This window comes from Metabacillus niabensis (assembly GCF_902829255.1).
GTDB lineage: Bacteria > Bacillota > Bacilli > Bacillales > Bacillaceae > Metabacillus > Metabacillus niabensis.
This window is the reverse complement of sequence record NZ_CADEPK010000214.1, coordinates 1-15,507: the sequence shown is the minus strand read 5'-3', so window position 1 is coordinate 15,507 and position 15,507 is coordinate 1. Positions and strand designations below refer to the sequence as shown.

General features: G+C 31.6%; 12 protein-coding genes and 1 pseudogene. 12 read left to right on the top strand and 1 reads right to left on the bottom strand.

Annotation, left to right across the window (positions count from 1 at the left end; all coding sequences use genetic code 11):
* The 12 genes and pseudogenes from HU235_RS14065 to rfbB all read left to right on the top strand — a co-directional run.
* Positions 1-436 (top strand): annotated as a pseudogene (locus HU235_RS14065) (glycosyltransferase); the annotation flags it as partial.
* A gap of 99 nt (positions 437-535) precedes the next feature.
* A complete protein-coding gene (locus HU235_RS14060; RefSeq protein ID WP_174880595.1) occupies positions 536-1,333 on the top strand; it encodes a WecB/TagA/CpsF family glycosyltransferase in 798 nt (265 codons plus the stop codon).
* 26 nt (positions 1,334-1,359) lie between these two features.
* A complete protein-coding gene (locus HU235_RS14055) occupies positions 1,360-2,511 on the top strand; it encodes a glycosyltransferase family 4 protein (RefSeq protein WP_174880594.1) in 1,152 nt (383 codons plus the stop codon).
* Entirely contained in the window at positions 2,512-3,042 is a 531-nt protein-coding gene (locus tag HU235_RS25305; RefSeq protein WP_267905718.1) for an acyltransferase, read from the top strand. It abuts the gene before it with no gap.
* A gap of 703 nt (positions 3,043-3,745) precedes the next feature.
* Positions 3,746-5,107 carry a flippase gene (locus tag HU235_RS14040; protein ID WP_174880593.1) on the top strand — a complete coding sequence of 454 codons (1,362 nt, stop codon included), beginning with the start codon at positions 3,746-3,748 and terminating at the stop codon, positions 5,105-5,107.
* 61 nt (positions 5,108-5,168) lie between these two features.
* Positions 5,169-5,852: a CatB-related O-acetyltransferase gene (locus tag HU235_RS14035; RefSeq protein WP_217451446.1), complete on the top strand. Its 684-nt coding sequence runs from the start codon at positions 5,169-5,171 to the stop codon at positions 5,850-5,852.
* 14 nt (positions 5,853-5,866) lie between these two features.
* Positions 5,867-7,057, top strand: a complete 1,191-nt coding sequence (locus HU235_RS14030) for a glycosyltransferase family protein (protein ID WP_174880592.1) — start codon at positions 5,867-5,869, stop codon at positions 7,055-7,057.
* 33 nt (positions 7,058-7,090) lie between these two features.
* Complete coding sequence (locus tag HU235_RS14025; RefSeq protein ID WP_174880591.1) at positions 7,091-8,338, top strand: O-antigen ligase family protein; 1,248 nt, start codon at positions 7,091-7,093, stop codon at positions 8,336-8,338.
* A gap of 245 nt (positions 8,339-8,583) precedes the next feature.
* Positions 8,584-9,972 (top strand): sugar phosphate nucleotidyltransferase, encoded by a 1,389-nt coding sequence (locus HU235_RS14020; RefSeq protein ID WP_174880590.1) that lies wholly within the window; start codon positions 8,584-8,586, stop codon positions 9,970-9,972.
* A gap of 40 nt (positions 9,973-10,012) precedes the next feature.
* Entirely contained in the window at positions 10,013-11,062 is a 1,050-nt protein-coding gene (locus HU235_RS14015; protein WP_174880589.1) for a glycosyltransferase, read from the top strand.
* A 114-nt stretch (positions 11,063-11,176) separates the two neighbouring features.
* On the top strand, positions 11,177-12,403 hold the full coding sequence (locus HU235_RS14010; protein ID WP_174880588.1) for a GH39 family glycosyl hydrolase: 1,227 nt from the start codon (positions 11,177-11,179) through the stop codon (positions 12,401-12,403).
* Positions 12,404-12,470: 67 nt separating this feature from the next.
* Positions 12,471-13,490, top strand: coding sequence for a dTDP-glucose 4,6-dehydratase (gene rfbB / locus HU235_RS14005; RefSeq protein ID WP_174880587.1), 1,020 nt, complete (start codon positions 12,471-12,473; stop codon positions 13,488-13,490).
* A 75-nt stretch (positions 13,491-13,565) separates the two neighbouring features.
* Here the strand turns inward: rfbB and HU235_RS14000 are convergent, their stop codons facing one another.
* The gene (locus HU235_RS14000) at positions 13,566-15,353 is read right to left on the bottom strand and encodes a cell wall-binding repeat-containing protein (protein WP_174880586.1); all 1,788 of its coding nucleotides are present in this window, start codon (positions 15,351-15,353) and stop codon (positions 13,566-13,568) included.
* Positions 15,354-15,507: the final 154 nt, after the last annotated feature.

The following is a 15,507-nucleotide window of genomic DNA, read 5'->3' as shown; positions in this document are numbered from 1 at the left end:
AGTAATATTAAATATTGTTGGAAAAGAAGAAACCTTTAAGAGTGCTTATATAAATGAATGTATAAAAAAATACGCTATAAATTCAAGGGTTGATTTAGGTTTTGTATCGGATGAAGAATTTATGTCAAATGTTCTAATTAGTGATTATATAATACTACCGTATCGTAATAATTTTACTGGAAATAGTGGGCCAATGACTGAGGCTATTATAAATCGAATTCCTATAATAGGACCTAATAATGGAAATCTGGGGTATTTAAGTAATAAATATAATTTAGGAATTACTTTTAAACCTGAAGATCCTGTTTCTATTGCAGAGAGTATAATACAAACAATAGACAATAAAGTTGAAATTAACACTGAATATAGTGATAAACTTACTATCTCATACTTTGTTGAGAAATATGAAGAGCTTTATAAAAAGTTAATTGATTAACTCTTATAGGGCAATAAATAAAAAAAGAAAGATATTAAAGATATTATTAAAATAATATTTCAAATAGATTGTTTATATTCAATTAAAGTGGGGAGACAAATGACTCAAAACAGTTTTGGGTATATTTTAAATTCAAAAATTACAGCTACAAGTTATAATGACACTATAAGTCAAATTGAAGACTGGATTAAAACTAATGAAAAGCATAAGTATATTTGTATTTGTAATACACACTCATTAGTTACAGCTTCAAAAGATACAGATTTTAATAAGGTGTTAGACAATGCGAATATATGCACTCCTGATGGAATGCCGTTGGTTTGGGCATTAAGGATGCTTGGTTATAAAGAGCAAGAACGTGTTGATGGGCCAAATTTAATGTTGAAATTAAACGAGGTTTCTGCCAAAAAAGGATATAAGGTATTTCTTTATGGAGGGACAGAAGAGGTTTTAGAAAGATTAGAAGCTAAACTAACTGAATTATTTAAAGGTATTAAAATAGTCGGTAAATATTCTCCTCCCTTTAGAGATTTATCTGAAAAAGAAGAGTTAGAAGTTTGTGAAATGATAAATAAAACACAACCTGATATTACTTTTATAAGTTTAGGGTGTCCGAAGCAAGAGAAATGGATGTATCGAAATACTGAAAATATTAATAGTGTGTTAATAGGTGTAGGTGCAGCTTTTAATTATACTATTGGTGATATTAAGAGAGCTCCTCTCTTTTTTCAGAAAATAGGTATGGAATGGTTTTTTAGATTTATAATGGAACCTAGAAGATTATGGAGACGCTATTTTTATAATAACTCAGTATTTATTTATGAATTTATTAAAACTCATAAAAAAAATAAATATAGAACAATAAAATTAAATCATAAAATAGTTAGTGATAAATAGGGATGTAAAATTAATGGAGGTAGTTAATGTCTATACAGAAAAGACCTAAAGTTGTAGTTGTTTATAAAAATATGCCTCATTACAGAGTTGCCTTTTTTGAATTATTAAGGAAGGAATTAGAAAAGGATGGGGTTAATTTTGTATTAATCTATGGACAACCTTCTGAAAAGGATAAGAAGAAAAAGGACACAATTGAATTAGATTGGGCTGTAAAAATAAAAAATAAAATTATTAAAATAGGTAATAGGGAATTATACTGGCAGCCTTGTTTAAAATATATAAAAGATGCAGATTTAGTAATAGTTGAACAAGCAAGTAAATTATTAATTAATTATATTCTCTTAGTATTAAATAAACTGAGAATAACACGTCTTGCATATTGGGGGCACGGTAAGAATTTTCAGGATATATCAGCTAACTTTATTGCAGAAAAAATAAAGGTACTTTTATCTAATAAGGTACACTGGTGGTTTGCTTATAATAATACTAGTAAGAGAGCCGTTATGGATTTGAATTTTCCGGAATCTAGGATAACAAATGTTCAAAATACAATTGATACAAAAAGTTTATTACAACATATGAATGATATATCTCAAGAAGAACTTGATATCTGTAAAAAAGAACTCAGTTTGATTGGAAACAATGTAGCACTATATGCTGGCGGTATGTATAAGGAAAAGAGATTAGATTTTTTATTGGATGCTTGTAAATTAATCAAGAAGAATATACCTGATTTTGAAATGATTTTTATAGGTGGAGGTATTGATGACTATAAAGTAAAACAAGCATCAGAAGAAAATGATTGGATCAAATATGTTGGTCCAAAATTTTCGCGTGAAAAGACGAAATACTTTATGCTATCAAAAATACAACTCATGCCAGGATTAGTAGGTTTAGGTGTAATAGATTCATTCGCATATGGTGTGCCGATGGTTACTACGAATATCTCTTACCATAGTCCTGAAATTGAATATTTAGAAAACGGAGAAAATGGAATTATTGTAAGTGATCCAGATGATTTAAAAGAGTATGCAGAATCAGTTATTCGATTGTTGAAAGATGACTATATGTTACAAAAACTGAAAAATGGATGTTCAATTTCAAAAAGAAAATATACTAATGAAACAATGGTCAATAACTTCAGGCTAGGTGTATTAAAAGCTTTGGAGGTTAAGTAAATGTCATTCTTGAAAAAAATATTCCAATTTTTAAATAAAAAATACTCAGTAAGGGCTAATGTTGAAATTGGTAAAGATGTTCATATCGGAATAGGTAGTATATTGTGGGCTTCTCATAATTTGAAAATAGGTAATGATACCTACATTGGAAAATTCGTTACGATCGAAGTTAATGGAGTTATTGGGAATGAAGTATTAATAGCTAATAATGTTGGAATAATTGGCAGAAACGACCATGATTATAAGGTTATAGGAAAATCAATTAGAAAAGCACCATGGATTGGTGATAAAGATTTTAAATATAATGAAAGAAAAACTAGTATTATTATAGAGGATGACTGTTGGATAGGGTATGGTGCAATAATATTAAGTGGAGTTAAGATTGGCAGAGGATCAATTGTTGCCTCAGGGGCCGTAGTTACACGTGATGTAGAACCATATTCAATTGTAGCGGGTAATCCGGCAAGAAAGATAGCTAATAGATTTGACGAAGATGAAATTATTAAACACGAAGAGATTCTTTATAAATAATGCACAATAATAAGTTTAATACAGTATTAATGTGTACGGTGGTTTTTATAAAAGAAAAAGTTTTATAGATCTTCTATTTTTATCTATTTGTTTGGTTTTTTTCTAATTCTCTATCATTAAATTTTGCTAAAAATTAAGGTAACATTCGCTAAGACCGTTGTTACTGTTTTTAATTGAAATCAGTTAGTATTTCTATTTCATCTGTCTTTTAAATTTTTGAAATTCATATTAAGCTCTTCACACTTTTTTGATTCTAACAGCATCCATTTATAGGTGAAATAAGAGGCATAACATTCTCGACAGTATCGCCCTTTTTTATTATATTCTAATAATGATGTTTATTTATAGATAAAAAGAGTTATGTTAGACTGTTATGCACTTGGCAAAGGATATGTGAAAACATAGGAATTGGTTACAAAATGAATCTTTAATTAAGTCAAAAAGATAAAGTATGAACCTTGTTAAATGAAAGAGAGCTTACACTAAAAAGCAATTGATATTATCGGATAAAATTATTTCCAATATCATAGACATAATAAAGTCATGAACATAGTAAGATTTTGTCCTCTATTACTATCAATTTAGAAGAATTAAATTATTTTATTATTAGATTGAAATGGTGAGGGTCTTTTTGTTTTAAAAAAGATTTGTCTTTATTTGTATAACTTGAAAAATGAACGTCTGATGATAAGAGGGATTTTATTTGGGCATAAAGAAGGCTAGTAATAACTTAAAAAATAGTAATTTAAGTAAAGGTAACTTTTCAAAAGTAATTAATAATGCTAGTTGGTTAATTAGTGATAAAGTATTTACCATGTTCATTGGAGTATTTGTTACGGCAGTAATAGCGCGCTATTTCGGGCCAGAGCAATATGGCCAATTTAATTATGCATGGGCATTTGCATCATTGTTTATTTCTATATCAACTTTAGGGTTGGAAACATTAGCTGTTAAATCGATTGTCGATAAAAAGGTTGATGAAGGTGTTGTTTTATGCACCAGTTTGGTTATTCGAGTTATTGGAGGTACATTACTTACGCTAATTGCTTCCATAATTATTAGAATAATTGATCCAGGTGATTCAACAATACATTTGTTAGTATTAATCATTTCTTTTACAATGATTGTTAAATCAGTCGAAGTAATCGAGTACTGGATTCAAGCTCATCAAAAGGCAAAAATCTCTTCTCTCATAAGGATGATAGTTTATGTCTTAATTGCCTTGTTTAAGATTCTATTAGTTGTATTGGGAGGATCACTAATTCATTATGCACTAATTTATATTGTGGAGGCTGCTATTATTAGCGGAGCGCTAGTTATCGCGTTTTTTAAAAAAAGGGAAGAAAAAACTTCATGGAAATTCAATTTCAGTTATGCTAAAGAAATTTTATCACAGAGCTGGTATTTGGTTCTTTCGGGTCTAATGGTTTCACTGTATATGAGAGTCGATCAGGTTATGCTCGGTTCAATGATGTCAACTAAAGAAGAGGTTGGAATTTACTCTGCAGCAGTAAGAATTGCAGAAATGTGGTTTTTTGTTCCAATGGCTATTATCACTTCTTTTAAACCTGTGATTATGAAAAATAAAAATATTAATCCTGAAAAATATTTAAACTCTCTACAACTTTTATATTCAATAATTGCTTGGACTGGTATTGTATTTGGAATTGTAATTTTATTTATGTCAAAAATAATTGTTAATATCCTTTACGGAGAAGATTTTATAGAAGCAGCAAGTATTTTATCAATTAGTGTATGGGGAGGTACATTTGCCCTATTAGGTTCAGCAAGGTCAGTTTGGCTAGTAACTGAAGGTTTGCAAAAATACAGTTTACTTTATACATCTGCTGGTATGATACTAAATGTTATATTAAATTTAATTTTGATTCCTAAAATGGGAGCGTACGGTGCCGCTATAGCTACATTAGCAGCGCAAATATTTGCTAATGTTTTTGTGTTGTATTTTTTCTCCAAGACCAAAATTTCAACGTATATGATTATTAAGGCATTTTCAATTCCTAAATTGATTAGAAGTATAAAAGCGGTAAGACAAGGTAGACTTTAATAAATCTAGGGAGAAAAGTTCAATTGTTTGTTTTAAAGTAATTTTAAAGGGGTGAGAAGACTTGGGAATAGTAAAAAAAATAGCTAAGCTATTTTTGTCTAGATATTTAGCTATAAAAACTAAATCAGTAATTAAATCAAATTGCCGACTTAATTTTAATACCTCTTTAGAAGGAAGAAATGTTATTAATAGGAATGTACACATTCTTAATAGCCGAATAGGGTATGGCACTTACATCGAAGAAAATTCTAGACTATCTAATTCATTAATAGGAAAATACTGCTCTATTGCACAAAATGTAAAAGTAATTGCTGGACGTCATCCAACTAAAGTCTTTGTAACTACTCACCCAGCATTTTTTTCTACTAAACAGCAGGCAGGGTTTAGTTATGTAAAAGAGAATTTATTTGAGGAAAATAATTACGCTGATAAAGAAAAGAACTACGCAGTTACAATTGGTAATGATGTATGGATAGGTGCTGATGTTAACATCTTGGAAGGTGTTAATATTGGAGATGGAGTAGTAATTGCAACTGGTGCAGTAGTAGTCCAAGATCTAGAACCTTATAATATATATGGTGGAGTTCCTGCAAAGAAAATTGGTGAGAGGTTCACTGAAGCTGAAAAAATGTTTCTTTTAAATTTTAAATGGTGGGAAAATGACAAAAAATGGATTGAAGAAAATGCTGGCTCTTTTACTGATATCGATAAATTTATAAAAAAACATTCAAAAAGAATTAAATAAAGAGAAGGTAAATTATGAAAAGTATCGCAATAGTTGTTATAGCATATAATCGTGTTCATTCATTAAGCCGATTGTTATTATCTTTAAAAGCTGCAAACTATTATGGTCATGATGTACCATTAATAATTAGTATTGACTATAGTGAGAACAAAGAAGTTTCACAATATGCAAATAGTTTCCAATGGCCTTTTGGAGAAAAAAAGGTAATTCTACATCCTAAACGACTAGGTTTACGTAAACATGTAATTTCTTGTGGAAATCTTACAAAAGATTATGATGCTGTTATTGCCTTAGAAGATGATATTTTTGTGTCTAAGGACTTTTTCAAGTATGCAAAGCAAGCTGTTGAAAAATATGATTCATGCGATGAAATAGCAGGGATTTCTTTATATACCCATTTGTGGAATGTAGGTGCAGATAGACCATTTATTCCCCAGAACAATGGTTTTGATGCGTACTTTTTACAGTATGCTCAATCATGGGGGCAAGTGTGGACTAAAAGGATGTGGTCCCAGTTTTATCGTTGGTACTTAGAATGTGGGGATGAATGGAATAAAGATGTTATTTTACCTAATAACATTTTGAACTGGCCCGATTCATCTTGGTTAAAATATTATATAAGTTATATAACAAAAACCAATCGTTTTTTTGTTTATCCTTATGTTTCTTTGACTACAAATTTTACAGATGCAGGTACTCATCATAAGGCTTCCAGTACTAATTTTCAAGTTCCGTTACTTTCATACGAAAAAGAACATTATCATTTACCTACTTTTACTGATAACGCATTAAAATATGATGTTTTCTTTGAGGTTGAAGATATTGAATTAAACTTAGGAATTTCAAAAAAGGATATTTGTATAGATATATATGGAAAAAAAGATAATGAAAAAAAGCAAAGATATTGGCTAACAACAAAGCATTTAGACTATAAAATTGTAAAAGAATACTCTCTGCAACTTAGACCACATGAACTTAATATTATCTACGGGATTTCTGGAAAAGGTATTTATTTATATGATACAACGCTTAAAGGAAAAAAGAGAACAAGTAAGGAAATAAGTGTATTAGATGTTTCTAAAGTTAAATATGATATTCGTGCAATAAGTAACAAACGTCTACTTAGTCTATTGAAATATGAATTAATAGAAGCAATAAAAAAGAAAATAAATAGTATTTTAAAAGTTCGGAAGACGGGTAAATAAAATGGAATTATAAAATAGAAGGGAGGTTAACTATTGGGTTATTCATTAACAAATAGCAAAGAAAAAGTATTTATTAGCAAGAGTGTTATGTGGGTATATTTTATTCCCGCTATTTTACTTGTTTTTTCAATTCCTGAGTTAGAATATGAAGGTAGTACTTTTTCGAAATTTTTAAATCTATCTTTGTATTGTGTTTTTTTTATGTATGCTTTTATGAATATGAATAAAACAATAAATATGTTTTCAGGGAATAAATTACTAGTTTGTTTTATTTTGCTGATACCTTTTAATATTATATTTGCATATAATCCTAATATAACAGTTCAATATAGTATTACCTTATTAGGAGAAATCATAATCTCAGTAGTCCTTGCGATGAATTTATCTTTAAAAGAGTGGTCAAAAGTACTAGGGTGGTATTTTTGTATACTTTCTTTATTAAACCTTATTGTCATTTTGCTGTTCCCTTCTTTAGGGATCCACCAGGATGCTATTCATGGTGGTGCATGGAAGGGAGTAGTTGGTCATAAAAACTCTTTCGGTACTTTATCTGTTTTAGGGTTTGTTTATTTTTTCGTACAGTTGTTTATGAAAAAAGGTAATCGTTTTTACAATTTATTCTTTGTCGGTATTAATGGTGTTTTTATATTAATGAGCTCATCGAAAACTGCAATGCTGATTGTAATTGCGTTATTAGCTTTCTTATTTTATAGGTCGATATATAACTATTTTAAAAAAACAAATATAAATCTAGCTCTTTCGATAGGTGTTTTTTTAGCTTTAATAATTGGGTTAATAGGTATAGTTGTTTATTTAAATTTAGACTTTATTTTAAATGCAATGGGTAGGGATAGATCTTTAACTGGAAGAACAGAAATCTATGAATTTTCTTTCGCAATGATAAAAGAAAAAATGTTATTAGGATATGGATATGGAGGATTTTGGAATAGCCCGTATCAAGCAATAATTTCTGACCGTATTTGGTTGGATCTTCGTTCCTCTCATAGTGGATTCCTTGATATTTGGTTAGATTTTGGTCTTGTTGGCTTGGTAATAATTATTTTAATAATATTAGCAGGGATTAAGAAAGCTATAGTATTAAATAGAATTTCAAGAACTCCATATTTAATATGGCCGATGTTGTTTTTCGTATTCACAATAATAAATAATATCACTGATAGTAGATTCATACATTCACGAAGTATTTATTGGATTCTTTTCCTTGTAACTGTTTTTATAATTAGTAAAGAAATAAAACAAAAAGGCGGATATAAAAAATAAAAACATTAAGAGCATTAAATTGGTTGGAATTTTCGGCAGTTTTAATCTCAAAATAGGATAGTCATATAAAGTGGTGTATTTGCCCTTCTTTAAATAAACGTGGTAGTTTTAGTTTAAGGTACTGGATAGTATATTTTAGAAACATTAAAAGGAAAAGAATTAAAATTTATATTGAGTAAAGTACAACTCAAATAACTTGACAGGAATAAATTGAGGACTCTGTTCTTTATATGGGAGTGAATTTGATGAAATTAGTATTATTATCAGGAGGATCGGGTAAACGATTATGGCCACTATCAAACGATACCAGATCTAAACAATTTCTTAAAGTCTTAGAAGGGCAAAAGAATGAAAAACAATCTATGGTGCAACGAGTCTGGGGACAGTTAAAAGCGGTGGGTTTAGAAGATTCTTCGGTCATTGCAACTTCAAAAATGCAAAGGGATATGATCCAGACACAGGTAGGTACAAATGTACCACTTATAATTGAACCAGAAAGACGTGACACATTTCCGGCGATAGCACTTGCTGCATCTTACCTATTTTCTGAACAAAATTCTACAGAAGATGAAGTAATTGTAGTGCTTCCAGTTGATCCATATGTAGAAGATAGCTTTTTCAATAAAGTTAAAGAATTAGAGAATGTACTTTCGATATCTGAGGCAGATTTAGCCTTAATGGGTGTTAAACCAACTTATCCATCTTCAAAATATGGATATATTGTGCCACATGAGAAAGTTAAAGATGATCAATTTTTTAAAGTTAATCGTTTTACAGAGAAGCCAAGTGAAGAAAAAGCACAAGCATTAATTGAAATGAATGCTCTTTGGAATACTGGAGTATTTGCTTTCAAATTAAGTTATATACTAAATATCTTAAGAGATAAAGAATTACCACTTTCTTATAATGAGCTTTCATTACAATATAAAACTCTTCCTAAGATTTCATTTGACTATGAAGTAGTAGAAAATGCAAATCATATTGTTGCTTTACCCTACGATGGTTATTGGAAAGATCTTGGTACTTGGAATACACTTACCGAGGAAATGGCTACTAATCAAATAGGGAAAGGTGTTTTATCAGAAGATACAATTAATACCCACTTAGTAAATGAACTTGATATACCTGTTACTGTTATAGGAACGAAGGATCTTGTAGTTGCAGCTAGCCCAGATGGGATTCTTGTTTCAGACAAGGCTTCAAGTCCTAGAATTAAAGAAATTATTAGCGATTTTGAGCAACCTCCAATGTATGAAGAGCGTATTTGGGGTTGGTCAAGAGTGTTAGACTATGCAAAATATGACACTGGTTCTGAAATGGTAACGAAGAGAATTTGTATATTAGAAGGAAAAAGTTCAACTTTCCACTATCACAATCTTCGAGATGAGGTATGGACGATTGTTAAAGGAGAAGGAGAACTTGCATTAGATGATAATATTCATCGTGTAAAGGCAGGAGATATTATCCATCTTCCAGCTGGAAAAAAACATGGGATTAGAGCAATTACCGAACTTGAATTTATTGAAGTTCAAACAGGAATTGGTATTAGTGAAGATGACTTTACACGTCTGTATTATAGTTGGGATGAAGTATTAAATCACTTTAAAGAAGCAAAATCAAAAGTAATCTTATAAGGGGAGTAAAGTACTCTCCTTTTTATTTATAGGTGATGAAATGAAAAAGATAGTATATTATATTTCGGAATACGGGTTTGGTCATGCTACTAGAAGTATAGCAATAATTCGTAAGCTAATAAGTATGTTTCCAAATATTCAAATTGAAATTGTTAACGAATATGCACATCAATTTATTAAGGAGTCTTTACCTTACAGGAATATCTCCTTTTATAAGTATTCGACAGATATTGGATATTCTTTAAAAGAAGAGTCAGTCCAACCAGATTTAGCTAAACAAGAGTCTGAATTAAGGAAGTATTTGAAAAATATCCCAGGAATGGTTGCCCTAGAGAAAAAAAGACTGGAACACGAAAATATAGATTTAATAATATCAGATATATCCCCTGTAGCGTTTGAAGTAGCCAATCAGTTAGGGGTTATATCGGTAGGGATAACAAACTTTACATGGTATACAGCATTTCAAAAATTAGTACCTCAAGAACTAGTAGAACAATTAAGAAGTTATTATGAGAAGATGGACTACTTTTTTAAACTAGCAGGATGCAATGAACCTGAATGGTCACGAATTTTTGCACATCAATTTGGCTTCTATTCTAGGGAAATTAATATGGATGAAGCTAATTATATAAGAAGAAGTGTTGGTTTAAAAAATCAAGTCGTATTCGTAGGCTTGGGAATGAAAGTTGATTTACATGAACTTCAACAATATCGATTATGGCGAAATCCAAATACCCATTATATAGTTTCTTCAAATATTAACATTACTCTCCCGAACGTTACTAAAATTCCCAAAGACTATCAAGAAACTCAAAATTATATTGCAGCATGTGATTTGGTCATTACTAAAGCTGGTTGGGGTACAGTTAGTGAAGCTGTAATAGCTGGAACACCTTTATTAATTATTAAAAGAGATGGATTTACAGAGGATGATAATACAATTCATTATCTAGTTAAGCATAACTTAGCTCAAACAATTTCTTGGTATGATTTTCAAAAGTTAAGTAATTTACAAATTCCTAAAAGAAATAATTCTATTAAAAGAAGTTCATTAAGTGAGATTGTTGAAAGCATAATTAGATTATTATAATAAAAGATGATAAAGTAATCTATTTAAACTAAACATCAATATAGATAGGAAGTTGTTTTAGCACATGAAATTACTAATTATGGATAAACTTATAGGTAGGAATTTGATGACAGTATGAAATTAAAATTGTATTTTTTTATAAAAGTAATAGTTGTTCTTTTTCTATTAGTTGGTTGTGGTACAGCAAAAGTAGAGGTTGTAGAATCGAGCTTTTTTGGAATGCATGTAAGGGACATAAATACTCCTACTCATAATTTAGGTTATGGTGCAGTGAGGTTATGGGACACTAAAACTAATTGGAGACACATAGAGAAGCAAAAAGGGAATTTTGATTTTAATAGATTAGATAATTTAGTGAATAATGCGGTGAAGCAAAATCAAGATATATTATTGACCCTAGGGCAACCTCCAAATTGGAGTACTGATGGTAAATCTTCTTCAAATTACGGTGAAAATTATAATTCTATTCCCCCAAGGGATATTGAGGACTGGAAAAGCTTTGTTAAAGTCCTAGGTGAACGATATAAAGGTAAGATTAAATATTATGAAATTTGGAATGAGCCTAATTTAAATGATTTCTATTCGGGTTCTATAAATGAATTAGTCACTTTAACGAAGGAAGCAAACCATATTTTAAAAAGCATTGATTCTGAAATTAAGATAGTAAGCCCAAGTCCAACAGGAAAAACGATGGGCGTTGAATTTTTAGATCAATTTTTAGAATCTGGCGGTGGTAAATACGTAGATATAATTGGTGTTCATCTTTATGTTTATCCGTCCGAACCCGAGGAGATGATCTCATTAATATCAAAATATAAAAATATTATGAAAAAAAATAATGTAGAGGATCTTCCAATTTGGAATACTGAGTTCACTTGGGTAAAATATAATTCTAATGGAAAGTTAATTGAATCAAAGCAAATGCCTGATAAATTAGGAGCATCATATTTGTCACGCTCTCTATTGTTAAATATTGGTATGAGGGTAGAACGAGCCTATTTTTATGGGTTAGATTATCCAGCATCTAAAATTCGATTAATTAATTTAGAGAATCAAAGTAATTTATTGTTACCTGGTGAAGTATATAAAAATATTATTTCTAGGTTATTGGGTGCACAGATACTTGATTTTAAGTATAAAAATGAGGTTTATGTTCTTTCTTTTATTTCATCAAAGGGTAAGAAAGGTCTTGCTTTATGGACTACTAACACTAAAGTAAAATATAATCTACCTTCTGAGTTTATAAAAGGAGAATCATATTCTGTAATTGGTAAGAAAGTCCCGATTAATGGAAAATCGATTAATTTAACAGATATGCCTATTTTTATTTATGAAGAATAGTTGGAATTTACGTTTCATTTTACGAGTTTTTTAACCTACTTAAATCCCAAAATCAAGAGGTCCAATCATGCCAACAACAAAACTACTCATCACCGGAGGCTCAGGCTTTATTGGCGGTAACTTCGTACACTATATGATCAACAAATATCCTAAGTACGCTATCTACAATCTCGATGCATTAACTTATGCTGGGGACTTAACGAAGCATAAGGATATTGAGAAGAAAGAGAATTACAACTTTATAAAAGCAAATGTCCTTGATCGTCAGGAGATTTTTGCAATCTTTGAAAAGGAAAAGTTTGATTATGTTGTACATTTTGCTGCAGAGAGTCATGTTGATCGGTCAATTACCGATCCGGAAATTTTCATACATACAAACGTATTAGGTACACAAGTATTAGTAGATGTAACGAAAAAGACACGGGTTAAAAAATTTATTCAAATATCAACAGATGAAGTATATGGAGAGCTAGGTCTTGATTCAAGCTCATTTTTTACAGAAGATAATCCATTACAGCCAAACAGTCCTTACAGTGCGAGTAAAGCCTCGGCTGATTTACTCGTTAGAGCCTATCATCAAACATATGGACTTCCAATGAATATTATCCGATGTTCTAATAATTATGGTCCTTATCAATTTCCGGAGAAATTGATCCCTCTAACCATTACTAGGGCAATGAACAATCAAAAAATCCCTGTCTACGGCGACGGCAAAAATATCCGTGATTGGCTACATGTCTTAGACCATTGTGCAGCAATTGAGCTAGTTTTGCATAAAGGTAAAAATGGAGAGGTTTATAACGTAGGTGGTCATAATGAACGTACGAATCTTGAAGTGGTGAAAACGATTATTCATACTCTTGGCAAATCCGAGGATTTAATCGAATTTGTAACGGATCGTTTAGGACACGACAAGCGTTATGCCATTGACCCAACTAAGTTAGAAAACCTAGGCTGGAAACCTACCTACAATTTTGAAACAGGAATTGCCCAAACCATTCAATGGTATCTTGATAACAAAGACTGGTGGGAGCAAATCATAAGCGGAGAGTATCAGGATTATTTTGAAAAGCAGTACAAACTATAAAGAGTCTAAATAGTAAAACCTCACTATATATTTAGTGAGGTTTTACACGTTTATCAAGTTCTTCATTTCTCCCACTCATCGCGCAAAAAAATTCTGCGTATAATAAACATACGTATCATCAATCGCCACACCAACACCTAAATGACTGTATTCAGGTTCTAACAGATTCACTCGGTGTCCGAGGGAATTGACCCAGCCATCGTGGACTTCGATTGGATCAAAGTAGCCGGCTGCGATGTTTTCTCCTGCGACACTTAGATCGATATCATCTGCTAGCATGCGATCGATTGGCCATTCTCCATCTGGGTTTTCGTGGTCGAAGAAGGAGCGGTTAATCATATCCTGACTGTGATTTCTTGCTGTTAATCCGGCCTTGCTATCCCATGTGAGTGGTTGTTTTCCGTATCTTACACGATATGCGTTTGTAATGTCCCATTCTTGCTTTTCGAAGCTGTTGCGTAGCTGTGTTCGTTTTGTTGCATCGCTTGATTCAGTTACGTCAGCATAAGAACCAGTATATGGCGTATAGGCTGGAGCAGTTAACAGAACAGCTGCTACCATATTATTATCATGTTGATCATAGTATACAGTTGCATCATAGTTTTTATCGTCAATGTAATAGGTTGTGTAATCAGTGTATTCGTTGAAATCGGATGCTTCGCCGATCGCATTAAGCTTTGCTACAGCCTGACTTTTAGTTAGGCCGATTTTAATGCCTGATTTTGATGTCCAGCTATTTGAGTTACTATAAATCGCGACTACTTTTCCGTTTTGGATTCCTACTTGGATGTATTTTTTATAATCCTTGTTATAGATTGACCAATAAAATCCCTGGCGGCTTAAGTCCTTCCGAGCAGGTTGTCCAAGCTGAGCTACGACGTGCTGCTCTGTGTCACCGATTGCAATATTTTGCAGAATAAATTCGGTGCTTTCTCCTGATAGAATCCGTTTTACTCCGTCACTTACTGCGACTGTTCCTCCGAAAATTGTGAATTGGTTATATTTCGAAGTGACTGATTGGATAGCTGACGGAACATTAGCTTGCTGGACAAGTAAGATATTTGCATCGTTTTTTGCTGCTAGAACGGAACCTGTTAATGCATCGGCGAAGTTTTCACCAGTTGCAATATAGGCCTTACTTGCATTCATTGGTAGCTTTTCGGTTAAAACTTTATTTGTTGCATATCGAGTGCTTCCCCCATATCTCACAGGGTTTTTCAGTTTTCCTTCTACTGTACGACTAACTGCTCCTTCCAACCCAACAATAATCGTATTCGATTTTCCATTGGCAATTGTCAGTGATGCACTTGGAATAGAGTCTTTATCCGTTAATAGGATCGGTAAGCCATTCTTAGCTGCATATGGTGCAACAGCTAATGCATCAGGAAAATTTCTCCCGTTAACAACAATGGCTTGCTTCGAAGGGAGTCGCTTCGCAATATTTGCTGCTGTTTCAAAACGAGTTTTTCCACCAATTCGCTCGATTGTTAGTCCCATGCTTTCCAGGGAATCTTGAATCGTTTTTGAAATAGCTCCTTCACTTCCTAATAAAATGACCTTCGTTGCTCCTAATCTAATAATTTCCTGCTTTGTTACGTTTGGTAAGCCTTTATCATTCGTAAGCAAGATTGGGGCGTTTAAGGAATAGGCGAGCGGTCCTCCTGCTAAAGCATCAGGAAAATCACTTCCTTTGGCAAGAATGACTGTACTCGATTTCTGCCAGCCAGCCTGGGAGATTTCTACGGCAGTTTGATAGCGATCGTTACCATTAATCCGATCGATTTCAGCTGCATAGGTAGAATTCACTTGAAAAGATAAATAAAAAAATACAGTAAATAAAATAAAGCCAATAATCTTTTTCATCTTCTTCTCCTATCACCTAATAGATTTACTTTTTAATAGATTACCATAAAAAAGAGATAAAAAAGCGGACTTTTTTCATAGATGATAAAGAAAATTTATAGGTTAAAATATCTACATGAAAATTAGGGTGATTTTAATGTGTGAGTATAAATAC

What these genes read in the sequence shown, in the direction of transcription:
- HU235_RS14060 (WP_174880595.1), top strand. Translation starts at nt 536, where the DNA reads ATGACTCAAAACAGTTTTGGGTATATTTTAAATTCAAAAATTACAGCT.
- HU235_RS14055 (WP_174880594.1), top strand. Translation starts at nt 1,360, where the DNA reads ATGTCTATACAGAAAAGACCTAAAGTTGTAGTTGTTTATAAAAATATG.
- HU235_RS25305 (WP_267905718.1), top strand. Translation starts at nt 2,512, where the DNA reads ATGTCATTCTTGAAAAAAATATTCCAATTTTTAAATAAAAAATACTCA.
- HU235_RS14030 (WP_174880592.1), top strand. Translation starts at nt 5,867, where the DNA reads ATGAAAAGTATCGCAATAGTTGTTATAGCATATAATCGTGTTCATTCA.
- HU235_RS14020 (WP_174880590.1), top strand. Translation starts at nt 8,584, where the DNA reads ATGAAATTAGTATTATTATCAGGAGGATCGGGTAAACGATTATGGCCA.
- HU235_RS14015 (WP_174880589.1), top strand. Translation starts at nt 10,013, where the DNA reads ATGAAAAAGATAGTATATTATATTTCGGAATACGGGTTTGGTCATGCT.
- HU235_RS14010 (WP_174880588.1), top strand. Translation starts at nt 11,177, where the DNA reads ATGAAATTAAAATTGTATTTTTTTATAAAAGTAATAGTTGTTCTTTTT.
- rfbB (WP_174880587.1), top strand. Translation starts at nt 12,471, where the DNA reads ATGCCAACAACAAAACTACTCATCACCGGAGGCTCAGGCTTTATTGGC.
- HU235_RS14000 (WP_174880586.1), bottom strand. Translation starts at nt 15,353, where the DNA reads ATGAAAAAGATTATTGGCTTTATTTTATTTACTGTATTTTTTTATTTA.